Here is a 24,019-nt window from a genome sequence, read left to right on the forward strand (position 1 = left end):
TCTCCTTAAAGCAGGTCACCGGCATCGGCAGATAGAATTCTTCGACCGATAATCAGTCGCATAATTTCATTAGTGCCTTCTAAAATCTGGTGAACGCGCACATCACGCATATGGCGCTCCAGTGGATACTCTTTGATATAACCGTAGCCACCGTGCAATTGCAGCGCTTCATTACACACTTTAAACCCGACATCGGTAGCAAAACGTTTTGCCATCGCACAATACGCAGTGGCTTCAGGATCGTTATTATCCAGTTTAAACGCCGCTAAACGCACCATTTGGCGTGCCGCAACCAGTTCAGTCGCCATATCGGCTAATTTAAATTGCAGTGCCTGAAATGCTGCTAAAGGCTTGCCAAACTGCTCACGTTCCTGCATGTAATTTTTGGCCGTGTTTAACGCTTGCTGCGCTGTACCAATTGAGCAGGTGGCGATATTAATGCGGCCGCCGTCCAGGCCTTTCATGGCAAAGGTAAAACCCTGGCCTTCTTCACCTAATAAATGATCAACAGGAATACGCACATCTTCAAAGGTGACCAAACGCGTAGGCTGAGCGTTCCAGCCCATTTTCTCTTCGGCTTTACCGTAAATAATACCTTTGGCATCGGCAGGCACGGCTACCGCAGAAATGCCTTTTGGCCCGGCTTCGCCGGTTCTTACCATCACCACTAAAATTTCGGTTTCACCGGCACCCGAGATAAACATTTTCGAGCCGTTAATCACATACTCATCACCATCTTTAACCGCGGTAGTGCGCAGAGATGCCGCATCCGAACCTGAACCCGGCTCAGTCAGGCAATAACTCGCCAGTTTGGCACCGGCCACTAAATCATCACACCAGCTATTTTTGAGCGATTCTGTGCCCCAGCTGGCAATCATCCAGGTGGCCATATTATGAATGGTCATCATGGCGGTGGTGGTGGTACACCCCATGGATAATTGTTCAAAAATAATCGAGGAATCTAAACGCGACAGCCCTAAACCACCGGCATCTTCAGGCGCGTATAATCCGCAAAAACCCAGCTCCCCGGCTTTTTGAATCACGTCTTTAGGGAAAATATGTTCCCTGTCCCATAATGCCGCATTGGGCGCCAGTTCCTGCTCGGCAAACTGACGAGCGGTATCGGCAAAGGCAATTTGATCTTCGGTTAAATTAAAATTCATAACAGCGACTTACCCTAAATTAATCGTCAAATTTGGACCTGAAGGAATGTCATCCTCAAACCAGCGCGATGTAACAGTTTTGGTTTCAGTATAGAAGCGTACAGCTTGCTTGCCGTAAGCATGTAAATCACCATAGAAAGAATTTTTCCAGCCAGTGAAGGAAAAGAAAGGCAATGGCACAGGAATCGGCACGTTAACACCCACTTGTCCTACTTCAACTTCGTGCTGATATTTGCGTGCAGCGGCACCATTGGCTGTAAAGATAGAGGTACCGTTACCAAATGGATTGCGGTTTACCAGTGCGATGGCTTCTTCTAATGTATCTACACAGACACAACACAGTACAGGACCAAAAATTTCCTGGGTGTAAATATCCATATCAGGTTTCACATCAGTGAACACCGTCGGACCAACCCAGTTACCCTGCTCGTAGCCGGCAACGCTAAAATCAGAACCATCAACAATACAATTTGCTCCCTGATCTTTACCCGATTGAATCAAACTTAAAACACGCGCTTTGGCTTGCGGGCTAATTAACGGACCAAAACCGGCTTTTTCATCATTCCATAAACCCGGTTTTACTTTGGCGATTTCGCTGGCCAGTTCGTCAATCCACTGTTTGGAGTCACCCACAAAGACTGCTACCGAAATCGCCATACAGCGCTGACCGGCTGCACCAACACTGGCACCAACGAGGTTATTAATCACTTGTTGTTTGTTGGCATCCGGCATGATTACCGAGTGATTTTTTGCCCCGGCAAAACATTGCGCACGTTTTAAATGATCGGTCGCTGTCTTATAAATGTGCTGACCAACAGGCACAGAGCCGACAAAGGATACGGCTTTAATATCATCATGGGTCAGTAAGGTATTCACCTGATCTTTGCCGCCATGTACCACGTTTAATACCCCTTTAGGGCAACCGGCTTCTTCGAACAATTCAGCTAAACGGGTGGGCGTAAGCGGATCCTGCTCAGAGGGTTTCAGTACAAAGGTATTGCCGCAGGCAATCGCCAGAGGGAACATCCACAATGGAATCATTGCAGGGAAATTAAAGGGTGTAATACCTGCGCACACACCTAAAGGCTGAATATAACTGCTGGTATCAATGCCCCGCGCGACATTTTCAACCGTTTCACCCATCATCAGAGCTGGAATATTGGCGGCTTGCTCCACTACCTCGATACCACGCCACACATCGCCTTTAGCATCAGCAAACGTTTTACCGGTTTCTTTGGCCAGGATTTCCGCAATTTCATCGTGATGTTGTTTTAATAAATGCTGATAACGCATCATCAGTCGCGCACGCTCAGGCACCGGCACTTCACGCCAGTCTGCAAATGCAGACTTAGCAGAGGCAATTGCCTGTTGCATTTCATCATCAGTGGCACAAGGTGCACGAGCAATAACTTCGTTATTCGCCGGATTGGTAACGTCAATAAATTGATCGGCTTTCGATGACACAAACTTGCCATCAATAAATAATGGAACTGTATTCATAGGGTACTCTCTTGGCTGTGACTCAGTGTTTTGGCCTGAGGAACGACATTTAATTTTCATAACATTAACAAAGTTTTCACTTTAACGTTAACGTTAAGGTTAAATATTTACAATAATTTTGCCAACCAGCTGTACAGATTTTTTAACCCCTGCTCGCTTTGCATACAGAATAGATAAAATGCATAAAACAAAATTTCATTTATGACAGGAATTGTTGGTATTATCACAATTGCTTAAGCCAATCTTAATATTAAGGATGCTGTAACTCGTTCATGGGAATTGCCAATATAAATGTCGCCATCGTAGAAGATAATGGAGTTGCCAGAATAAATCTGCGCAATCACCTGCTGGCGATGGGTTTCGTTGACATAGGCTGTTACAGCCACGGACGTGAATTACGCAATGCGATGCGTAAACGTTCCTTCCATCTGATACTAATGGACTTCCATTTAGGTCCGGATAAAACCGGGGTGGAGGTCATTCAGGAACTTCAACAATCTGGTAGCTTAAAACCCTCCACTGCTGTGGTATTTTTAACTGCAGACAGCGTGCCCATGGTGCTGGGTCAGATTGTTGATATTCACCCTGATGTAGTGGTGTTAAAACCCTATACCATCCGTAATCTCGAAAAAGCAGTGATCCTGACATTGCAATTTCGCGACGCATTAAAACCAGTCTTTCGTGAACTGGATAATCACCGTTACAACAAAGCGCTGGCACTACTGGATGAAGTCATCGCCAGTAAAAAACTGAGCAAAAGTCGTACTAACCTGACCAAGTTACGTGGTCGTCTGTTGATTAAAGCCGGACAGTTCAAAAAAGCCATTGCGCTTTACGAACGTATTTTACAAGCCTCTGACAAGGTGGTGTGGGCACAATGGGGGCTGGTACTCAGTCGCTATTTATCCGGTGATATTGCAGGCAGTGAAGCAGACCTTGAGCGTATGCTTAATACACACATGACCAAAGACAAAGCATGTGAGTGGCTAACACGTATTAATATTCAGAAAACACAATACCAGCGCGCGCAGGGTTATATTGACATGATCCGTGAAGGAGATTTAACCATGTCAGCCGCACGTCTTAAAGTGCATTTGTGTCAGGTACAGGACAATGTCGAAGACGCAATTAAGCTGCTGGAGAAAAAACGCGAAACCAATCGCCATTCCCGTGAACGTTTTGCTGAACTGACCATGGATTTAGCCCGCTGCCATCTGGTGTTAGCGGAAAAATCGTCCGGTAAAGACAGAGATAACGCCATCAAGGCAGCACGTATGCTAATTGGCAGTGCCAGTCGTCGCGCAGTAGATGAAGAGCTAAGCCTTAAACGCAACTATATGAGTGCCATGGTAGCAGTGCTTGAAGGGGATGAAGATAAAGCACTGGAAATCCTCAAACAGGACGGCATGATGGAACTGGAAAGTGCCGATGTGTCATTACTGGCAGACGCCGCCAGTGCCTGGATGGGCGTAGGTGAAGCAGGTCTCGCCTCAGAATTAATGCAGGAATGTGAAGATAAAATGGCACAGTTACAGGATGAAAACGAAAAAACCGTTTCATCTTTGCGCATCCTCAAAAATGAAGAAACCATGGGTGATAAAAAATCCCGTGCACTGGAATTTAATAAATCGGGACTGGCGTTATTTAATCAAAGTGAGTTTGATGAAGGCATCGATTATTTCTATCAGGCGCATATTTTATTTCCAAAAGAACCAGCCTTTTTACTCAACCTGTTGCAATGCATGGTTGAAGCCAAGATAGCCAGTCACAAAAAAGTGCGTTCAATCGATATCTACCGCAAATTACTTGAATTCACGTTATCGGATGCCAACCAAAAACGATTTAATGACGTGAAAGCCAAAATGAAAGCCGATGTGAGTATTCATCAACCACCGGCGACGTCCGAACAAACAGAAGAAGTAGCTGATTCAAAAGAATGAACCAGCTACCTTTTGCTTAGTTTACTAACTCAATCGCTACCGCAGTGGCTTCACCACCACCGATACATAACGACGCAATACCTTTTTGTTTACCGTATTGCTGCATCGCATGAATTAAGCTAACCACAATACGTGCACCGGATGCACCAATTGGATGCCCTAAAGCACAGGCACCACCGTGTACGTTAACTTTGGCATCATCTAAACCTAACTGGCGCGTTGCCAGCATAGTGACCATGGCAAAAGCTTCGTTAATTTCAAATAGATCCACCTCGTCTTTGCTCCAGCCGGTTTTATCAAACAGCTTTTGCATTGCGCCCACAGGCGCCACGGTGAAGTTTTCTGGTTCAATCGAGTTGGTAGTATGTGCTACCACTTTCGCAATCGGTGTTAAACCTAATTCATCGGCTTTGCCTTTGCTCATCATTAACAAAGCGGCGGCACCATCAGAAATCGAACTGGAGTTAGCCGCCGTGATAGTACCGTCTTTTTTAAACGCCGGACGCAGGCCCGGGATTTTATCCGGCATGGCTTTAGTTGGAGATTCGTCAATATTCACCTCAACGTCGCCTTTACGGGTTTTGATGGTTACCGGCACGATTTCGTTATCGAATTTACCCTCTGCAGCGGCTTGCTGCGCTTTCGACAATGAGCTTAACGCAAATTCATCCATTTGCTCACGGGTGATACCTTCGCTGTCGGCAGTATCCTGGGCAAAACAGCCCATAGCTTTACCGTCGTAGGCGTTTTCCAGACCATCCAGCATCATGTGATCCAGCACCTGACCATGGCCCATGCGGTAACCGCCACGTGCTTTTGGCAATAAATAAGGCGCATTACTCATGGATTCCATACCACCAGCCACCACTACCTCGGCGCTGCCAGCTTTGATTAAATCATGCGCTAACATAATGGCTTTCATGCCTGAACCACACACTTTATTGATGGTAGTGACACCAGCCGATAAAGGTAAACCTGCCGCTAACGAGGCCTGACGGGCCGGAGACTGACCCAGACCAGCAGGCAATACACAGCCCATAATCACTTCATCTACCTGCACATCATTTACCGCAGCTTTAATCGCTACCGCACCTAAACTGGTGGCAGTTTCGCTGGACAGGCTCCCCATAAATCCGCCTAAAGGCGTACGTTTGGCAGTTACTATTACAATGTCATTTGCTTGCATGTTGAATTCCACTAACAAAAATTAAACGGCTAATTTACATAGGCTTTAGCCCTGTCGCCATAACACTTAGGTACACCCTGGCTAATTAATTTATCAGGGTGTCGTACAGGAAATTGCACATATTTGCTTAAAATCCAGTCACCAGTGTATTGACGCACGACCAAGGTTACTTTACCTTTACGTTAACCTATCATTTACGTAAACGTAAAGTAATTATGACTGAAGACATCACATACAGTATTGGTGAACTGGCAAAAGAATTTGACATTACCACCCGTTCCATCCGTTTTTACGAGGAACAAGGGCTGCTTAATCCAGAGCGCAATGGCCAAAATCGCATCTACAACAAAAAAGACCGCGTACGCTTAAAACTGATTATGCGCGGTAAGCGTTTAGGCTTTTCACTGGCAGAAACCAAAACCCTGTTTAACCTGTATGACAGTCATGAAAACTCTGCAGCACAGTTGCATGCCATGCTGGAAATGACCCACGAAAAACGTGCGGTACTTAACCAGCAACTGGAAGACATCAACTTGCTGATGAATGAATTAAATGAAGTGGAACAGCGCTGCCGCGAAGATCTGGCCGAGCTGGAAACCCAAAACAAATAAATACCCCAGCCTGTGACACAACAGGTTTCGAGATTGAGGATAATTAAATGAATGCTCCGTACCCTACTTTAAACTTTGATCTTGGCGAAGACGTGGATATGTTACGTGACCACGTGTATGCCTTCGCACAGGGTGAAATCGCCCCTCTGGCGGAAAAAGCCGACGAACAAAACAGCTTCCCCAATGAACTTTGGCCTAAAATGGGCGAAATGGGTTTGTTAGGTGTGACCGTGGATGAAGAATTCGGTGGTGCCAATATGGGTTATTTAGCTCATGTGGTGGCGATGGAAGAAATCAGCCGCGCCTCTGCCGGTATCGCACTTAGCTACGGTGCGCACTCTAATTTATGTGTGAACCAGATTTACCGTAACGGTAACGATGCACAACGTGCCAGGTACCTGCCAAAACTGATCAGCGGTGAACACATTGGTGCACTGGCAATGAGTGAACCTAACGCCGGTTCCGATGTAGTTTCCATGAAACTGACCGCTAAAAAAGACGGCGATCACTATGTGCTAAACGGCAACAAAATGTGGATCACCAATGGTCCTGATGCACATACCTTTGTTATTTACGCCAAAACCGATGTGAGTGCCGGTCATAAAGGCATCAGTGCTTTTATCGTTGAACGTGGCACGCCAGGTTTCTCACAGGCGCAAAAACTCGACAAATTAGGCATGCGCTCATCCAATACCTGTGAACTGGTATTTGAAGATTGCCGTGTACCGGCTGAAAATCTGATGGGTAACGAAGGCGACGGCGTTAAAATTTTAATGAGCGGTCTGGATTATGAGCGTCTGGTTCTGGCGGGTGGCCCACTGGGCATTATGCAGGCCTGTATGGATTTAGTGGTGCCTTATATTCACGACCGTAAACAGTTTGGTCAGTCCATCGGTGAATTCCAGTTAATTCAGGGCAAAGTGGCCGATATGTACACCCAGATGAATGCCGCCCGTGCTTACGTTTACACTGTAGCGAAAGCCTGTGACCGTGGTGAAACCACCCGTAAAGATGCCGCAGGCGCGATTTTATATGCCGCAGAACTGGCAACCAAAATGGCGCTGGATGCCATCCAGTTATTAGGGGGTAACGGTTATATCAACGAATTCCCGGCCGGACGTTTATTGCGTGATGCCAAATTATATGAAATTGGCGCCGGTACCTCAGAAATTCGCCGTATGTTAATCGGTCGCGAATTATTCAAAGAATCGGCTTAATCCGCCGCCGGACAACCTAATAAGCCGGCCTTTGCCGGCTTTGTCAGAATAGGAGCACCAGGTGCCAGTTATTCAATCGACAATCAATACCAAAAGCCAAAGCTTTAGCGATAACGCCGCCGCCATGCAAACGGTGGTGGATGATTTGCAAGATAAAATCGCCCAAATCAAACTTGGTGGCGGTGAAAAGTACCGCGAAAAACACGTGTCGCGCGGCAAGTTACTCCCGCGTGATCGCATCAACGCCCTGCTCGACCCCGGCAGCGCCTTTTTGGAATTATCCCAATTGGCTGCATGGGAAGTATATGAAGATTACGTACCGGCAGCCGGCATTATTACCGGTATAGGCCGTGTGGCGGGTGTGGAATGTATTATTGTGGCTAACGATGCCACAGTAAAAGGCGGAACCTATTACCCGCTGACAGTAAAAAAACACCTGCGCGCACAAACCATCGCCAGCCAGAATAATCTGCCGTGTATTTATTTGGTGGATTCCGGCGGTGCTAACCTGCCGCGTCAGGATGACGTCTTCCCCGACCGCGAACACTTCGGGCGTATATTTTATAATCAGGCGACCATGTCGGCCGAAGGTATCGGCCAGATTGCTGTGGTGATGGGCTCTTGTACCGCAGGCGGTGCTTATGTACCGGCCATGGCAGATGAGTCAATTATCGTACGTGAACAAGGCACCATCTTTTTAGGTGGGCCACCACTGGTAAAAGCTGCCACCGGCGAAGTGGTCACGGCCGAAGAATTAGGCGGCGGTGACGTACATACCCGCACCTCGGGTGTGGCGGATTATTTAGCCAATAATGATCACCATGCACTGCAACTGGCGCGTGATGCCATTGGCCGTTTAAACCGGGTTAAAACGCTTAACATCGATGTGCGTGAACCGGTTGCGCCTAAATACGATGCCAAAGAAATCTATGGCCTGATCCCCAAAGACAGCAAACAAAGCTTTGATGTACGCGAAGTGATTGCGCGCATTGTCGATGGCTCAGAGTTTGATGAGTTTAAAGCGCTGTACGGCACCACTTTGGTGTGTGGTTTTGCACGAATTTTCGGATATCCGGTGGGCATTGTTGCCAATAACGGCATTTTGTTTGGTGAGTCGGCCTTAAAAGGCGCGCACTTTGTTGAGCTATGCGCTCAGCGCAAAATCCCGCTGGTATTTTTGCAAAACATCACCGGTTTTATGGTGGGTAAACAATACGAGCAAGGCGGTATTGCCAAACACGGCGCCAAAATGGTCACGGCGGTGGCCTGTGCCAATGTGCCTAAATTCACCATTTTAATCGGCGGCAGTTTTGGTGCCGGTAACTACGGCATGTGCGGCCGTGCTTACGATCCGCGCTTTTTGTTTATGTGGCCCAATGCACGTATTTCGGTAATGGGCGGCGAACAAGCGGCTGGCGTATTAGCCCAGGTGAAACGCGACCAAAAAGCGGCTGCAGGTGAAAACTGGCCAGCTGAAGAAGAACAAGCCTTTAAACAACCGGTAATCGACACCTACGAAAAACAAGGTCACCCTTACTACGCCTCGGCGCGGTTATGGGATGACGGCGTGATCGATCCGGCCGATACCCGCAAAGTACTGGGGCTGTGTATTTCTGCCTCGCTGAATAAACCAATTGAAGACACACGCTTTGGCGTGTTCAGAATGTAAGGAAGCGAATTATGTCTGATGCATTACTTTATTCAGTCGATAAGCGCGGTGTGGCCACTGTTACGTTAAACCGCCCGCAAAAACACAACGCCTTTGACGATGCGTTAATTGCCGAGCTAACCGCGCAGTTTAAACAGATTGCCGCAGATAAAACTGTACGTGTGGTGGTATTAACCGCCAACGGCAAAAACTTCTGCGCGGGTGCCGATTTAGGCTGGATGCAGCGCATGGCCGGTTACAGCGAAGAGGAAAACCGCCGTGATGCCAACGCGCTGGCCGAGATGTTATTTACCTTAAACAGCCTGCCACAACCGACTATCGCCCGTGTAAACGGCGCGGCTTTTGGCGGTGCGGTAGGCTTAGTGGCCTGCTGTGATATGGCAGTCGCCACCAAGCTTAGCCAGTTCTGTTTATCGGAAGTCAAACTGGGATTAATTCCGGCCACCATCAGCCCTTATGTGATTGCTGCCATTGGCGAACGTCAGGCGCGCCGTTATTTCTTAACTGCCGAGCGTTTTACCGCTCGTCGTGCGCGTCGTTTAGGCTTAGTTAATGAAACCGTCACCGAAGAAGACTTAGAGCCAACGGTCAACGGCTTAATCGATTCACTGCTGCAAAACAGTCCGGCAGCCATTGCGGCAGGAAAACAATTAATTGCCAACGTAAGCAAGCGCAGTGTGGATGATAAATTACTGGCTTACACCAGTGAGCAAATCGCGGCCATTCGAGTATCCCAGGAAGGTCAGGAAGGGCTCAATTCCTTTTTAGAAAAGCGCTTACCGGCGTGGCGTCAGGGGCAGGAGTAATCCAATGAAAAAACTATTAATTGCCAACCGTGGTGAAATCGCCTGCCGTGTTATCCGCAGCGCGAAAAAACTCGGTATCAAAACCGTGGCGGTATATTCCGATGCCGATGCCCATGCCATGCATGTGCAAATGGCCGATGAAGCAGTACATATTGGCGCTGCACCCTCTAAAGAAAGTTACCTGCAAGGCCAGCGAATTTTGGATGCAGCGATTGCTTTAGGTGTGGATGCCATTCACCCGGGTTATGGCTTTTTATCCGAAAATGCCAATTTTGCCCAGGCCTGTGCAGATAATGGCATAGAGTTTGTTGGCCCACCCACTGGCGCAATTGAAGCCATGGGCAGTAAATCGGCAGCCAAAGCGATAATGGAAAAAGCCGGTGTGCCACTGGTACCCGGGTATCATGGCGATAATCAGGACGCCGAATTTTTAAAACAACAAGCCATTGATATGGGCTTTCCGGTATTGCTCAAAGCCGCAGCCGGTGGCGGCGGCAAAGGCATGCGTCAGGTGCATCAGCTAAGTGAATTTGATGAAGCACTGGCCGCCGCCAAGCGTGAAGCCATGTCGAGCTTTGGCGATGATTTAATGCTGGTAGAAAAATACCTGATGCAACCGCGCCACGTGGAAATTCAGGTATTTTGCGATAAACACGGCAACGGCGTGTATCTGTTTGAGCGTGATTGCTCGTTGCAACGTCGCCACCAAAAAGTGATTGAAGAAGCCCCGGCACCGGGCATGCAAAGCGAATTACGTCAACAAATGGGCGAAGCGGCACTAAAAGCAGCCGAAGCCATTGGTTATGTGGGCGCCGGCACGGTGGAGTTTTTGCTTGATGTCGACGGCAGTTTCTATTTTATGGAAATGAATACCCGTTTACAGGTAGAGCATCCGGTTACCGAAATGATCACCGGCGAGGATTTGGTGGAATGGCAAATCCGTGTGGCCGATGGTGAACATCTGCCAAAAACACAGCAGCAGCTGACCTTAAAAGGCCATGCCTTTGAAGCGCGGGTGTACGCCGAAGATCCGGACAACGACTTCCTGCCTGCCACCGGCACGCTCAAATTACTGCAAGCGCCAGCTGAATCGCGCTTTGTGCGGGTGGATACCGGTGTTACCGAAGGTGATGAAGTATCGGTGTATTACGACCCAATGATCGCCAAGCTGATCGTGTGGGATGAAAATCGCGATAAAGCGCTGGCACGCATGCAAAGTGCTTTGCGTGATTACCGTATTAGTGGCGTGACCACCAACCTCGATTTTCTGCATCGTTTAGCAGTGCATCCAGCCTTTGCAGCGTGCGAACTGGATACCAACTTTATCCAAAAACATGAAGCAGAACTCTTTGCCGGGCAGGATGTACATCTAGGTGACAAACTAGTGTATGCCGCAGCCTATTTGGCGCTACGTCAGCAGCAAAACCGCAGCCATGTTATTCCGCGCTCACAGGATGCTCATTCGCCCTGGCTGGCGCAGGATAACTGGCGCAGCAATGAAACACTGGAGCAAGTGTTTGAACTGGCACACGGTGAAGACCTGTTCAGGTTAACCGTATTTCAGCAGGATAATCTGCTGCATATCCAGCACGACAATGTGGTGCATTTGGTTGATGCCAGGTTAAACGGCCGCACTTTGGATATCGCACTGGACGGTCGCCATGAGCAACTTACCGTGTTTGCCGATGGCAATCAGATCCAGTTATTTGACGATAGCGGCAGCGTGTTGATTGAGCAGCAATTGCCCGATTTACAGCTCGATAGCGACCACGCCGGCCCGGCTGATTTTGCCGCACCGATGAATGGCACTATCGTCACCCATCTAGTAGAAGCTGGCCAAAGTGTGGAAAAAGGTCAGGCACTGTTGGTGATGGAAGCCATGAAAATGGAACACAGCATCAAAGCCCCAGCGGCTGGCAAAGTCACCGAGTTTTATTATCAGCCCGGTGAACTGGTCGATGGCGGCAGCGATCTGCTGGCGTTTGAAGCCGATTAGGAGTCATCAGTCATGAGCTATCCTGAATTTGTCAAAATCGTTGAAGTGGGTCCGCGTGACGGACTGCAAAATGAAAAGGCACTGATTGATTTAAGCCACAAAGTGGCACTGGTCAACCAGCTGGCCGATGCTGGTTTTAACGTGGTAGAAACCGGCAGTTTTGTCTCGCCCAAATGGGTGCCACAAATGGCCGACAGTAGCGCGGTATTTACCGGCATTGAACGTAAAGCGGGTGTTACCTACTCTGCGCTAACGCCAAATCTCAAAGGCTTTGATGCCGCAATTGAAGCTGGCGCCGACGAAGTGGCGATTTTTGGCGCCGCATCAGAAAGTTTTACCCACAAAAACATCAATTGCAGCATAGCGGAATCACTGGAGCGTTTCGCGCCAGTGGTAGCAGCAGCCAAAGCCAAAGGCTTAAAAGTACGAGGTTATGTTAGCTGCGTATTAGGTTGCCCCTACGAGGGTGAAATCGCCCCAGCCAAAGTGGCCGAGGTCAGCAAAGCACTACTGGATATGGGCTGCTACGAAATTTCCCTCGGCGATACCATAGGTGTTGGCACCCCGGTAAAAACCGAAGCCATGTTAAATGAGGTATTAAAAGTGGTGCCGCTTGAAAAACTGGCGGTGCATTTTCACGATACCTATGGTCAGGCACTGGCAAATATCCTGCAAGCGCTGAAAATGGGCATTGCCGTAGTGGATTCTGCAGTAGCCGGTTTAGGCGGCTGCCCCTACGCTAAAGGCGCCAGCGGCAATGTAGCCAGTGAAGATGTGTTGTACATGCTGCACGGCATGGGCATTTTAACCGGTGTTGATTTGGATAAAGTAATCGAAGCGGGTGATGCGATTACCAAAGCATTGGGCAAAGAGAATCAGTCTAAAGTGGCAAAGGCCAAATTGGCAGATTGCTAGAGATGCGATTGCATCAATACAATCTTTTAAAAAGCCGACAGTCGTCGGCTTTTTTGTGTTTTTAGCCAAATAGTCGCATGGCTAGTCTGCGACTCTGACTGTTGTATTCGCAATGACATCATCCCTGATGTTTTTCACCCCCAGTCCCGTGGGCGCGAGCCTATTTGGAAAGACCCAAATAGGCGAAAGGTCTTTCACTCCGCCAACTTTCTTAACGCCAAAATCAGACTGGCTTAAATTCGAAACGGCCAAAGGCAGCAATCCCTGCAAAGCGTTGGCCTTGGCCGAACGTCCTGTTCGGCCATTCGAAAGCCAATTTGATTTTGTCTAAAAGTTAGAGTCGCATTAAGTCAGCCGTTGGCTGACTAGGTTTAAAACCAAAGACATCAGAATTTTCAGCGACAGCAGCCAAACAAAGTTTGGCTAATTGCGACTCAAACTTGCCTTGTGTAGGTGAAATTTGTTCGAACGGGAAAACAGGACGTTTTCCCGATGTGCGTGTTTTGCACGGATAGCTACCTCGCACAGGTTCGTTTTCAACAAGTCTTGTTTTCCCCAGACATAAAATCATACTTAACGGCAAAGGTGACAACCTAAAGTATTGGTTTTATTAACATAAAGGGATAAGGTAAGAAAAAATTTGGGAATAGCCGCTCCGGACTTATACGGAAATCGCGCTAATACACTGTTAGCCTTACATAAAGGAATATATGAGTATCGATTGGAACGTAATCTTAACTGGTCTGTTAGCCCCTGTTGCAGTGCTAATTATCAAAACTATCCTTGATTTCAAGCTGGCTCCATTATTTGTTAAATATTTTTGGTGGATTCCGGTACGTGGGATGTTTAGATCGAAACCAATAAATATAGCGGGTAAGTGGGAGCAAATTTGGGAATCAGCAGGTAGTTTAGGGTTTTCTAAGTCTAGCCAACGCCACAGCCATCCTGTAATTCGTCAGTTTGGAAGTTATTGCTATACAGAGTTCGAATCCAAATCAAAAACCTATGTGGTTTTTGGTAAAATCGTCAACGATTATTTGGTTGGTGACTGGTTTGATAAGAATGACGCTAGTGGCTATTTCGGTGCATTTCAATTGCAGATAATTGATGCAAGCTCTATGAAAGGACGCTGGATTGGTCACTCCAAAACAAAGCATGAAGTGAAAGGCGATGAATGGAACTGGAATAGAATGTAAGGCTAACAAACAACTTATGTGGGACTTTTAAAGCTTGCTTTGGTTCCGCTTCGCTACACATTTTAGCCAAGCTTTATAAGCCCCATACTTGGGTGTTAAATGTCAAAGGAGATAACGTGCGTGATATTCAGGAAGAAATGCTGACAGGCGAGATCAAATCCTCGAAGGGTTTTGTATCCGCATCTAAGTGGCTAAAGGTATCTTTGGCCTGCTTGGTTGTATGTGCGTACTTCACGGATGCAGCATGGTTAACTGATGTAATTGTATTCTCCGTTGTCTTGTCGCTAATCCTACCACTAGTTTTTTTCGATGTATTCATTCAGAAGCTGCTGGAGTACAACACCCTAAAGGTGCAGGAGCGCCAAGTGTTCAATGCCAAGGAAGCTAATGAGCATTTTGAAAAGCTATACAAGAAGGTTGGCAGGTAATGCCATTTAACAAGTTGCTGTTGTCGCAGCGCAAAAGGCGTGCTTTGGGAGGTATGCAGACAGTTATGAATGGATTAGAAAAAATTGAATTCCTAGATAACATTGGATCAGAGCTTCAGTCTAGGATGACCTTTTCTGATATTGATACATATTTCCGAGGGTATGGCGTTCCAACACAGGACGATTATCCTCACAATAGCAAAAGAGCATACGCAAAAGATATGCTTGCTAATGTAGATGATGAGTTACTTTTTAAAATTGCGGATGAACTAGGAATAATAGAAGTTCCAAATAGCTCGACTTCGGCTAAGGATGTCAGTTTTTGGAAAGCAGGACACTTCCGGCTTTTTCTTAGCCACTTGGCTTCGTTTAAGGTTCAAACATCTCATCTTCAAACGGCTCTCAGAAAATATGCTATATCGAGTTTTGTTGCTCATGAAGATATTGAGCCAACCAAGGAATGGCAAAATGAAATTGAGGCTGGTTTGCGTACAATGGACGCTATAGCGGCCATTCTTATGCCAGGCTTTCAAGAAAGTAAATGGTGCGATCAAGAAGTTGGAGTTGCAGTCGGTCGTGATGTCTTAGTAATTCCGATTCGCAAAGGGCAGGATCCCTACGGATTTATAGGGAAGTATCAAGGCATTCAGGCGAAAGGAAAAACAATAGGTGAAGTAGCTGAGGCTGTATTCAAAACTTTAGTAAAATCGCCCAAAACCAGAAATAAGATACTAGTTGCGTTATCTGGTGCAATTGCAAATGCAACTACTAGCGAGGAGGCAATTGAAAAGGTTTTAATCTTCAACTCTTTAGATGGCGTCCCATCAGAAATCCTGGAAAATCTAAAGCAGCAGGTTGTTGACAATAGCCGTCTTACAGAATCCAAGGAATTTGTCGATAATCTGAACATGATGCTTAGCAAATTCAATGTTAAGAAACTTACGATTGGAAAAACAGAACAGGAAGCTGAATGGGATGATATTCCGTTCTAGATACGCACATAACGAGACGGTCAAGTAAGGACGCAGCAAACTGTGCCGCTTAGCTTGGCGTTATGTAATGATGGTGGATAGTAAATACGCTGTGAGATTACAAACAAAATACAACTTATATTTAAGTTTTTTATTTATTGCCGCCCTTGGTATTTTTTACGTAGTGTGGGACTTGTTGTATTCATTATTTCACGTTTTAGGAATCGAAAAATATGCTTCAGGAGAACCTGGTGAAAGTCTTAATATATTTGATTATGTATATTTGATTTCACTTGTTTTAACGTTTCTTGTCTCTTATTTAGCTACGGCATTGGCAGTTGGTATCTTTAATAACTGGACTGTAAAACAAACTTTAGACAGGCTTGTCAATTTCAAAAATATTCCAGCTCATTGGTATAAACAATGACGACCTAACAAACTTTTTAGAGTGGAAAATCAATCAAAGTGGTCAGGGCTAATTATTTTGAATAAAAAAAGTGAATTAAAATTGTCAGTAACTCCTAAAAGCTAAACAACAACTTAGCTTTTTTGTTTTTCAGTGACTCTGACTTTTAACCAGAAACGAGCTGGCTTTTGAATAATCATGCTTAATGTTAACGTCGATTAAAATAACAAATAACCACATACGAAAATGACATTAACAAAACTCACCAGCGCCATAATCTTATTACCTTTGACAATTTTATTGACCAGTTGCGCTTCTACACAAAAACCTGACCCCGTGCCAAATGCAATTGACCTTTATCTGGCCGATTTACATAAAACTGAGCAACGCGGTGGTTCATTGTATTGTGAAAAGGACGAGGACAATCATCAATTTAAGAGTTGTGAAGCGTTTAACCAACTTAAACAACAAGGCTGTTATGGCAATTCAACTTACGCTATGAGCGTTGAACTGAACTATGAAAGATTATGCAATCAAATCGATAGATTAAAAAATGCCAAACTAACCAAGGTAAATTATTTTGACTTGTCATCACCCAATTGGTGGCAGGCTATTCCAGCTGAAATTATTCCCATGTCGGGCGGTATTTATAGCGATGACTCATGGAAAATCGCACAGCAAAACAGACAAAAACTTGTATCAGGCAAACAACTTGGTGAGCTTAATTTATCAAATACCTCAAGCGATACAGCAACGCTTGAACTGATATTAGCGACAGATAAACAAGCCTGTGGTGAGATAAATGATACCTTCAATTTATCGGTAAAACTGGTTGCCGATTTTGATAATGACGGCATCGCTGAATTACTGCTACAAGGCTATCGAGTTGACCGTTCAGACACTTGCAGATTAGGCAGCGGCAATAGCCTTGGAGCAGGCTTTACTGCGATGATTAAAAAGCCCGCTGAAAACGCACCGATTGAAATTTCGCCTTTCCCTGCAAACTAGTTAAAGAACTAATCGTAATGTCAAATCACATTATCACTAACTCCCAAAAGCCAAGCTCCGCTTGGCTTTTTCCTTTCAGCGATTCTGGCATTTAGCCAAAAACAAGCTGGCTTTCGAATGGCCGAACACGACTTTCGGCCTTGGGCGATATGGATGTCGCACGAAAAAACAATGGCAGGCTGTAAAACGTTGTTGTACGGATGTGGGCGCTGCCAGTTGTAATAGGTCATTGGTGGAATGAGCAGTTTCCGTGTCTTATCTTTATATTTGCGCTAGCAGGTAATCCAGTTGCTCTATCACGGTTTCAGGTTCCACATAATGAATATAGTGATTATCCGTTTTTGAAAAAACAACTCGAATGTTTGTTGAAAGTTTGTGCATATCGGCAATTGCTTTAAGGTAGCTATCTCTTGTACGTTCCCAAACTTTTGGGAGACGTTGTTTAAAACTACTGTTATTGGGGTCCCAAATCCCATTTTTAGCCCATAATAAAACGTAAGGTTTATCGCCGAAGTCTTGTGTCTTTTTTATAATCGATTCATTCATTTTTATATCGATAAAAGCCTTATTTTTACCAGGATCATCCCAGTATTTAAAATCTTCTTTCAGTCTTGCTGACTCCCACTCTCCTTCATAACTTTCCGTGTTCAAGTGCCACCTATTTACTCTGTTAAACCACATACCATATTGGCTTGGATCTATCAGCAAAATAGCTTTTACATCATCTGGATACAGATGATTGTATGCTTTTACAGGATAGGAACCATATGAATGCCCAACCATAATATAAGGAGGATTAACATTGGCATTGTTTAATACTTTTTTTAACCGGTGACTCATATCATTGATATTATTTGCATGCTTTAATTTATCGCTTTTACCGGTATGCGCTCTGTCATAAATGCAGATTCTATTCTTTGACTGGATATTGTCGATAATTGCATTCCAATGCCCCTGGGAACCATAATCACCTAATCCTGAATGAACAATTATCGTAGGTGATTGATTACCATAACATGCTAAATGCAGCTTTGCGTCTCCGGCATCGAACATTCCTATCAGTGGTTTTTGTGGTTCTGCGGCTATAACACTTCTAAAAATTATAGTTCCAATAACAGTTAAAAAAATCCAATACTTAAGATACTTCACTAGAGTCATCCATTTGATATTGTAAAGATTACATTTGTAATCATAATGTATGAACAGACTAAAGATCAATCTGGTTTATAAATTAACAAAAATAATAGGGCGGAGTCTGAGGGTTCCCTGGTTAATATAAAACGCAGGCGCTAAGGCTGGCGTTGTCTGGCTGTTACTGAATTAATACGAGCCGTCAACAAAGGCGGCTAAATCATCTTTGATGTCTAACTGTGAGCATAGTTAACTTAAACCACTTTGATTAACGCCTAAAGTCAAGCAACAGCTTAGCTTTCTGTGACTCTGACTTTAGTCAACATCAAACTATTGCAGAATCATCCACCTGCTGACATGTTTTAAAACTGTTGACTGTTTTATCCAGCTGATTGGCAACACCATGCAAACCGTTGACTATCTTGCCATTGGTATCAGCTTGCTGTTGAACCTGTTTCGACAAGTCAGTAATACGGTGAACATTTTGATTGATATCATTGATTACCATGCTTTGTTCTTCTGTCGCAGCAGAAACCTGCAGATTTGAAGCCATGACGCGTTCAAATTTACTGTTCAGCACGTCAAATTGCTGAGTATTCTCATTCAACATGGTAACCATACTTCTTACTTCTGCCTCAGAGTGCTGCATATTGTGTACAGCAGACTCAGACACCGTTTTAAGGGCGGATATCATTGTTTCAATTTCCTGAGTACTTTGCTGTGTTCTCGCTGCCAGATTACGCACTTCATCCGCAACAACGGCAAACCCCCGACCTTGTTCCGCAGCGCGCGCCGCTTCAATTGCCGCATTAAGTGCCAATAAATTGGTTTGCTCTGCAATACCCTGAATGGTGGTAATAATGCTATTAATCTTTTCCACCTGAGAGCCTAATTCCACCACTTCTTTTGCGGATTGAGACATCCGCAGGTTAAGTTTGTCCATGTCGCTCATCACAGTGCGATAATTACAGTTCATCTGACTACTTTGCTCACTGACTTCCTGAACTTCAGAACTCGCTGACTGAACGCTTTGGGTTATCTCTTTAGCTGATGCCTGTAATTGATTGATGGCAGTCGCAACGTTATGCATATTGTCATTAACATGATTGATGCACTCCATTGTTGACGACGTCCGGCCCATAAGGTCATCAGCATTGCCAGCCACTTTGGTACTGGAAGAGCGAATGTCATTCATCACATCTTCTATATTAACCATCATTTGGTTAAGTGACTGAGCCAGAGTGCCCAGTTCATTATTGACATCCAGTTGCAACCTGTAGTCCAGACCGGTTTGAGGGTCGGCCATTGTTGTAATTTGATGTATCAGACTATCCACTTTTGACATTATCTGACGTACAAGGAAAAAACCGCCGGCAACCAGGCTAGCCATCAGAATAAGGATAACGAATATCGCTTTTGTGGTTACATCCACCTTTTTTAACCGACCGAATTCAGCAAATTTCTGCTCCAACGAGGTTTCTGACAATGTCGATACATCATTCATACGAACAAATGCTGCAGATTCCTTAGCCTGTTGAGTAATGATTTTACTCATGTCAGTCAGTGCGGCGGTTATTATAATGCAGGTAAGGATCAGTGCAGGCAGAATGGCAACTAAGGTTAATTGGGTACGAATTGATAACTTCATGAATAACTCGTCTAATGGCTTATAGTTAGAATAATCTGCAGATTAGAACGACATAACCCTGATTTAATTACAAAATATACAGCAAAGATCAACACGCTCTAAGTAATATAAAAACCCTCGCCAACAAACATAAAAATATTGAGTAACACAGTGTTATACCTTCGCTCCCCTGCTCCCAGCGACATCAAAATCTTAAAACAACTTTATGCAGCGAGTAGCTCTTTACATCAGCCATGGAGTTATGCGCCGACTGACTTTGAACAATTTATACAGGACGAAGGGCGTTATCTGTTGTGCCTGAAAGTGGACGATTCAATTATTGGGACATTTCATATTTCCGGCATCGTACGGGGTTATTTTCAGTCCGCGTATTTAGGCTTTGAGGTGTTTGCGCCTTATCAGGGTAAAGGGTTTATGAAACCGGGCTTACAGCTGTTAATAAAAGAAGCCTTTGAAACCCTTAATTTGCATCGGCTTGAAGCCAATATTCAACCAGAAAATAGTGCATCGACTAAGTTGGTATCGGGTGCAGGTTTTGTGAAAGAAGGCTTTTCAAAGCAATATTTAAATATTGGTGGCAAAGGCTGGAAAGATCATGAACGCTGGGCATTGCTCAATACTCATTGGCAATCAAATGGTAAAACTAAAATTGGTAATACTGCTAGTTAAAAAAAGCATTCTAAATTAAGACAACCAGCATTAACGTTTAATTAACACAATATATAAGTTAATGGTTTATTTATGTTTTTTGGGCGAGTTCACCGATTTATTCCAAGGGTTGTTACATGTATTTTCGCATTGGCCAGTATCGCAGCCTGCAACCCTGCATCACAAAGTAGCGCCTCACCCAAACAAGATAACCCGCTTTCATCTAAACCCAGGCTAGCTAAAAACCTTATTAGAGTAGAGTTCGACCATCGCATAAAACCAGTAACACATGTAGCCTCTGGCGCTTTATATGGTGTGGTTGAACATATCCCCGAAGATTTACAACAATTAGTAACGCCCTTGCAACCCAGTACCTATTTGCAACCGGCTCTTGCAGGTAAAGATGCACAACAGCCTTACGGCAATGCGGTTGCGGTAGCTGAACGATTGACAAATGTCAGCGATGCCAAAGTAACAATTAGGCTGGCAGATGTATTGCCCGGCTGGCCATACGAATGGACAAATTGGCAGCAATGGCAAAGCAAAGTGATGCAGGTTATTAATTCACGCCAGCATTCCAACAGCAATAACTACTATGGCTATGAAATTTGGAATGAACCCGATGTGACCTGGCAAGCGAAAAATGGTCAGTTTAATCGTGATGTATGGCTAAAAACTTACCAGCTATTAAAGCAACATGATCCTCAGCAAGCGATTATAGGTCCTTCATTTGCGGTATATGAACAACAAAAAATGCGCGAATTCCTGCTTTTTTGTAAGCAATACAACTGCTTGCCTGATGTCATTTCCTGGCATCAATTACAAGGTGTGGAAAGCGTGGCGACGAATGTCGCTAATTACCGCGCAACTGAGAAAGAATTAGGAATAGCGGCCAAACGATTGAGTATTAACGAGTATTCTCACGATACACACGAATATGAGGGAGCACCTGGTGTATCCGTGCCTTTTATTGCCAAGTTTGAGCGTCATGGCGTGGAGAGTGCCAATATATCATGGTGGTTCCCTGCTCTCCCCGGTCGATTAGGTAGTTTACTTACGGCTAATAATCAGAAAAATGGAGGCTGGTGGTTATATAAATGGTATGGCGATATGCAAGGAGACATGGTTAAAACAGTTCCACCCGATGATAACAGTGATGGTCTGGACGCCTTTGCGAATATCGACCTGCTCAATAATTCAGCGAGCATTGTGCTGGGCGGCAATTTTACCGGCACCGCCAGTGTTAACATTAGTGGATTGCCACAAGCCTTTGGTGACACAATTTTAGTAAAAACTGAACATGTTGTTTGGGACAGTAAAGAAAGTCCGGTTAATCAAACGATAACGGATTCAGTAAAAACCTATGACATTGAACAAGGCGAAATAAAGCTGGATGTCGTTGTAGAAAATGCGTTGTGGGGTTATCGACTGCAGCTAACACCACAAAAAAACACTAATTTACACAACGTTAGAAGCTAACGACTGACTTTTTCAATCACTTGTGCAATGTCTTTTAACACAATCGGTTTGGTTACAAACTCACGCATTCCGGCGTTGAGACACTTGTCTTTATCCTCCTGCAGGGCATTGGCGGTCATGGCAATAACAGGTATACCGGGATTAATTTTTAAAATAAGTTTAGTTGCGGTCACACCGTCCATGACCGGCATCTGCATATCCATAAATATCAGTGAATATGCCTGCTCAGTACACATGTCCACCGCCTGTTGCCCGTTTTCCGCAACATCACATTCATAACCCAAATTTTCCAGCATGCTCACGGCCACAATCTGATTCACAATGTTGTCTTCCACCAGCAAAATCTTATGTGGGTGATGGCTGGCGAAATTGCTCATATCTATATGGTTGCTCGTTTCCTCCTGTTTCTCGCCGCGCTGCATGTCGAGTTCAAACACAAAACTGGAGCCAATACCTTTTTCACTATTTACCCGAATATTCCCCCCCATTAAATCAATCAACTTGGCACAAATGGCCAGTCCTAAACCTGTGCCGCCAAACTTACGGGTAATACTGTTATCTGCCTGACTAAAATCCTGAAATAGTTTTGCCTGCTCATCGAGTGACATGCCTATTCCACGGTCCTGTACACAAAACTCAACCCTCAGGTTATCTTGTGACTCATTAAGCAGGGAAACATTTATAAAAACATCAGAATCACTGTATGAAAATTTAACTGCATTACTGACCAGATTCATCAATATCTGTTTAAGTCTGACCACATCACAAACCAGATATTCGGGCACATTGGAATCGATAAACGAATGAATGGTTATGCCTTTTTCAGCGCTGGCATTGGTATTTAAAAACGCAACTTCTTCGATAATTTTTTGTAGCTGAAAATTCACCGCCTCTATGGTCATCTTGCCGGATTCAATTTTTGAAATATCCAGAATGTCATTGATGATTATCAGCAAACTATCGCTACAGGATTTGATGATTTTGAACATTTCACGCTGATTATCATCAAGCGATGTTGCTTCCATTAAAGACAGGGAGCCCAGAATACCGTTCATCGGTGTGCGGATTTCATGGCTCATATTGGCTAAAAACAGAGATTTGGCTTTTTCAGCTGATTGCGCCTGTTCTTTGGCCCAAATCAGCTCCTGCTGTTTTTGTTTTATTTCACTGATATCACGGATAATACCGGTAAAATAGATGCCATCATCGGTGAGCGCTTCGCCGACATTTAATGCGATAGGAAAAACCGTACCATCTTTTCTTTTTGCTTCTAATGCCCGGGTTTTACCAATAATACTGGCTCGTCCTGTCGTCAGATAATTTTGAATATATTGATCATGATGAGAACGATGCTCATCGGACACTATCATCGATATATTCTGGCCTGTAAATTCCTGCTCAGAATAACCAAACATTTCAGTACTTTTTTTATTGACGCTTTCAATAATGCCTTGTTTATTAATCACAAAAAAAGCGTCGGGCATCGTGGTAAAAATAGAATTTAACTTGGCGTTATTTTTTTTATTTTCCAGCGCCTCCTGTTTTAATTCGGTTATATCGCGCGAGGAGGCATATAAAAAAAACTCACCGTCCAGCTCAATGCCACGGGCGTTAATTTCCACATCAAACTGTGAGCCATCTTTACGCTCGTGACGGGTCTGAAAACGTCTGGGGGATTGAATTAAATCTTTAATAATCGGAACTATCTGCACGACAGGGAAAACACGATCCCAGTCTTTTACATTGAGGTTCAAGGCTTCTTCCAGCGAATATCCCAGTAACTCAGCAAATGCAATACTGCAATAAACGACATCGCCCTGAGTATCAACAACATGCACGCCATCCGAGGCATGTTCGACCAAATTTTTTAATAACAGCAGTTCACGTTCCGGTGTCGCAAACTGAGTTTTTAGGTTTTTTGAATCATTCATTACGCCGGACAACTTTGTAATGGCAGGAGGATTATTATTGGTATTTAAAGTGTAGCTGTAAATCTCAATTATGTGATTATTAATGGCTTTTTAAAATTGATAGTGACTGTTTGAATGAGAACAACCGAATATGCGACACTGCTGCTCTTTATTTTGTCTCGCGCTGTATG

General features: G+C 44.8%; 20 protein-coding genes. 14 read left to right on the plus strand and 6 right to left on the minus strand.

What is annotated here, in order from left to right:
• Positions 1-5: 5 nt before the first annotated feature.
• Positions 6-1,163 carry an acyl-CoA dehydrogenase family protein gene (locus H8B19_RS01900; RefSeq protein ID WP_186505076.1) on the minus strand — a complete coding sequence of 386 codons (1,158 nt, stop codon included), beginning with the start codon at positions 1,161-1,163 and terminating at the stop codon, positions 6-8.
• A 9-nt stretch (positions 1,164-1,172) separates the two neighbouring features.
• A complete protein-coding gene (locus H8B19_RS01905; RefSeq protein WP_186505077.1) occupies positions 1,173-2,663 on the minus strand; it encodes a CoA-acylating methylmalonate-semialdehyde dehydrogenase in 1,491 nt (496 codons plus the stop codon).
• 272 nt (positions 2,664-2,935) lie between these two features.
• Here H8B19_RS01905 and H8B19_RS01910 point away from each other — a divergent pair, with 272 nt between their 5' ends.
• Positions 2,936-4,603 carry a response regulator gene (locus H8B19_RS01910; protein WP_186505078.1) on the plus strand — a complete coding sequence of 556 codons (1,668 nt, stop codon included), beginning with the start codon at positions 2,936-2,938 and terminating at the stop codon, positions 4,601-4,603.
• Between the two features lie 16 nt (positions 4,604-4,619).
• Here the strand turns inward: H8B19_RS01910 and H8B19_RS01915 are convergent, their stop codons facing one another.
• Positions 4,620-5,789 (minus strand): acetyl-CoA C-acyltransferase, encoded by a 1,170-nt coding sequence (locus tag H8B19_RS01915; RefSeq protein WP_186505079.1) that lies wholly within the window; start codon positions 5,787-5,789, stop codon positions 4,620-4,622.
• A 215-nt stretch (positions 5,790-6,004) separates the two neighbouring features.
• Between H8B19_RS01915 and H8B19_RS01920 the strand changes: the two genes are divergently transcribed.
• The 11 genes from H8B19_RS01920 (at position 6,005) to H8B19_RS01970 (ending at position 17,012) form a co-directional block, all read left to right on the plus strand.
• Positions 6,005-6,400, plus strand: coding sequence for a MerR family transcriptional regulator (locus H8B19_RS01920; protein WP_186505186.1), 396 nt, complete (start codon positions 6,005-6,007; stop codon positions 6,398-6,400).
• 47 nt (positions 6,401-6,447) lie between these two features.
• Positions 6,448-7,617, plus strand: a complete 1,170-nt coding sequence (locus tag H8B19_RS01925; RefSeq protein WP_186505080.1) for an isovaleryl-CoA dehydrogenase — start codon at positions 6,448-6,450, stop codon at positions 7,615-7,617.
• A 61-nt stretch (positions 7,618-7,678) separates the two neighbouring features.
• Positions 7,679-9,286 carry a carboxyl transferase domain-containing protein gene (locus H8B19_RS01930; protein WP_186505081.1) on the plus strand — a complete coding sequence of 536 codons (1,608 nt, stop codon included), beginning with the start codon at positions 7,679-7,681 and terminating at the stop codon, positions 9,284-9,286.
• Between the two features lie 11 nt (positions 9,287-9,297).
• The gene (locus tag H8B19_RS01935; RefSeq protein WP_186505082.1) at positions 9,298-10,092 is read left to right on the plus strand and encodes an enoyl-CoA hydratase/isomerase family protein; all 795 of its coding nucleotides are present in this window, start codon (positions 9,298-9,300) and stop codon (positions 10,090-10,092) included.
• A 4-nt stretch (positions 10,093-10,096) separates the two neighbouring features.
• Positions 10,097-12,088, plus strand: coding sequence for an acetyl/propionyl/methylcrotonyl-CoA carboxylase subunit alpha (locus H8B19_RS01940; protein ID WP_186505083.1), 1,992 nt, complete (start codon positions 10,097-10,099; stop codon positions 12,086-12,088).
• Between the two features lie 12 nt (positions 12,089-12,100).
• Positions 12,101-13,003, plus strand: coding sequence for a hydroxymethylglutaryl-CoA lyase (locus H8B19_RS01945; protein ID WP_186505084.1), 903 nt, complete (start codon positions 12,101-12,103; stop codon positions 13,001-13,003).
• A 710-nt stretch (positions 13,004-13,713) separates the two neighbouring features.
• Positions 13,714-14,199: a hypothetical protein gene (locus H8B19_RS01950; protein ID WP_186505085.1), complete on the plus strand. Its 486-nt coding sequence runs from the start codon at positions 13,714-13,716 to the stop codon at positions 14,197-14,199.
• A 116-nt stretch (positions 14,200-14,315) separates the two neighbouring features.
• Complete coding sequence (locus tag H8B19_RS01955) at positions 14,316-14,627, plus strand: hypothetical protein (RefSeq protein ID WP_186505086.1); 312 nt, start codon at positions 14,316-14,318, stop codon at positions 14,625-14,627.
• Between the two features lie 65 nt (positions 14,628-14,692).
• On the plus strand, positions 14,693-15,619 hold the full coding sequence (locus H8B19_RS01960; RefSeq protein ID WP_186505087.1) for a toll/interleukin-1 receptor domain-containing protein: 927 nt from the start codon (positions 14,693-14,695) through the stop codon (positions 15,617-15,619).
• A 67-nt stretch (positions 15,620-15,686) separates the two neighbouring features.
• Positions 15,687-16,025 (plus strand): hypothetical protein, encoded by a 339-nt coding sequence (locus H8B19_RS01965; RefSeq protein ID WP_186505088.1) that lies wholly within the window; start codon positions 15,687-15,689, stop codon positions 16,023-16,025.
• A 315-nt stretch (positions 16,026-16,340) separates the two neighbouring features.
• On the plus strand, positions 16,341-17,012 hold the full coding sequence (locus H8B19_RS01970) for a hypothetical protein (protein ID WP_186505089.1): 672 nt from the start codon (positions 16,341-16,343) through the stop codon (positions 17,010-17,012).
• 261 nt (positions 17,013-17,273) lie between these two features.
• On the opposite strand, the gene H8B19_RS01975 is transcribed toward H8B19_RS01970, so the two are convergent.
• Together H8B19_RS01975 and H8B19_RS01980 are read right to left on the minus strand one after the other, a co-directional pair.
• The gene (locus tag H8B19_RS01975) at positions 17,274-18,161 is read right to left on the minus strand and encodes an alpha/beta fold hydrolase (RefSeq protein ID WP_186505090.1); all 888 of its coding nucleotides are present in this window, start codon (positions 18,159-18,161) and stop codon (positions 17,274-17,276) included.
• 307 nt (positions 18,162-18,468) lie between these two features.
• A complete protein-coding gene (locus H8B19_RS01980) occupies positions 18,469-19,791 on the minus strand; it encodes a methyl-accepting chemotaxis protein (RefSeq protein ID WP_186505091.1) in 1,323 nt (440 codons plus the stop codon).
• 150 nt (positions 19,792-19,941) lie between these two features.
• Here H8B19_RS01980 and H8B19_RS01985 point away from each other — a divergent pair, with 150 nt between their 5' ends.
• The gene (locus tag H8B19_RS01985; protein ID WP_338401478.1) at positions 19,942-20,460 is read left to right on the plus strand and encodes a GNAT family N-acetyltransferase; all 519 of its coding nucleotides are present in this window, start codon (positions 19,942-19,944) and stop codon (positions 20,458-20,460) included.
• 129 nt (positions 20,461-20,589) lie between these two features.
• Positions 20,590-21,918, plus strand: coding sequence for a hypothetical protein (locus tag H8B19_RS01990; protein WP_206683152.1), 1,329 nt, complete (start codon positions 20,590-20,592; stop codon positions 21,916-21,918).
• Here H8B19_RS01990 and H8B19_RS01995 read toward each other — a convergent pair.
• Positions 21,915-23,849, minus strand: a complete 1,935-nt coding sequence (locus H8B19_RS01995) for a PAS domain S-box protein (protein ID WP_186505094.1) — start codon at positions 23,847-23,849, stop codon at positions 21,915-21,917. The genes H8B19_RS01990 and H8B19_RS01995 overlap by 4 nt on opposite strands.
• Between the last annotated feature and the right edge of the window lie 170 nt (positions 23,850-24,019).

Source organism: Neptunicella marina, from assembly GCF_014270035.1.
GTDB classification, from domain to species: domain Bacteria; phylum Pseudomonadota; class Gammaproteobacteria; order Enterobacterales; family Alteromonadaceae; genus Neptunicella; species Neptunicella marina.

Bases quoted from the DNA above. Each gene is read 5' to 3' on its own strand.
- H8B19_RS01900 (WP_186505076.1), bottom strand. From the start codon at position 1,163: ATGAATTTTAATTTAACCGAAGATCAAATTGCCTTTGCCGATACCGCT.
- H8B19_RS01905 (WP_186505077.1), bottom strand. From the start codon at position 2,663: ATGAATACAGTTCCATTATTTATTGATGGCAAGTTTGTGTCATCGAAA.
- H8B19_RS01910 (WP_186505078.1), top strand. From the start codon at position 2,936: ATGGGAATTGCCAATATAAATGTCGCCATCGTAGAAGATAATGGAGTT.
- H8B19_RS01915 (WP_186505079.1), bottom strand. From the start codon at position 5,789: ATGCAAGCAAATGACATTGTAATAGTAACTGCCAAACGTACGCCTTTA.
- H8B19_RS01920 (WP_186505186.1), top strand. From the start codon at position 6,005: ATGACTGAAGACATCACATACAGTATTGGTGAACTGGCAAAAGAATTT.
- H8B19_RS01925 (WP_186505080.1), top strand. From the start codon at position 6,448: ATGAATGCTCCGTACCCTACTTTAAACTTTGATCTTGGCGAAGACGTG.
- H8B19_RS01935 (WP_186505082.1), top strand. From the start codon at position 9,298: ATGTCTGATGCATTACTTTATTCAGTCGATAAGCGCGGTGTGGCCACT.
- H8B19_RS01940 (WP_186505083.1), top strand. From the start codon at position 10,097: ATGAAAAAACTATTAATTGCCAACCGTGGTGAAATCGCCTGCCGTGTT.
- H8B19_RS01945 (WP_186505084.1), top strand. From the start codon at position 12,101: ATGAGCTATCCTGAATTTGTCAAAATCGTTGAAGTGGGTCCGCGTGAC.
- H8B19_RS01950 (WP_186505085.1), top strand. From the start codon at position 13,714: ATGAGTATCGATTGGAACGTAATCTTAACTGGTCTGTTAGCCCCTGTT.
- H8B19_RS01960 (WP_186505087.1), top strand. From the start codon at position 14,693: ATGAATGGATTAGAAAAAATTGAATTCCTAGATAACATTGGATCAGAG.
- H8B19_RS01965 (WP_186505088.1), top strand. From the start codon at position 15,687: ATGATGGTGGATAGTAAATACGCTGTGAGATTACAAACAAAATACAAC.
- H8B19_RS01980 (WP_186505091.1), bottom strand. From the start codon at position 19,791: ATGAAGTTATCAATTCGTACCCAATTAACCTTAGTTGCCATTCTGCCT.
- H8B19_RS01995 (WP_186505094.1), bottom strand. From the start codon at position 23,849: ATGAATGATTCAAAAAACCTAAAAACTCAGTTTGCGACACCGGAACGT.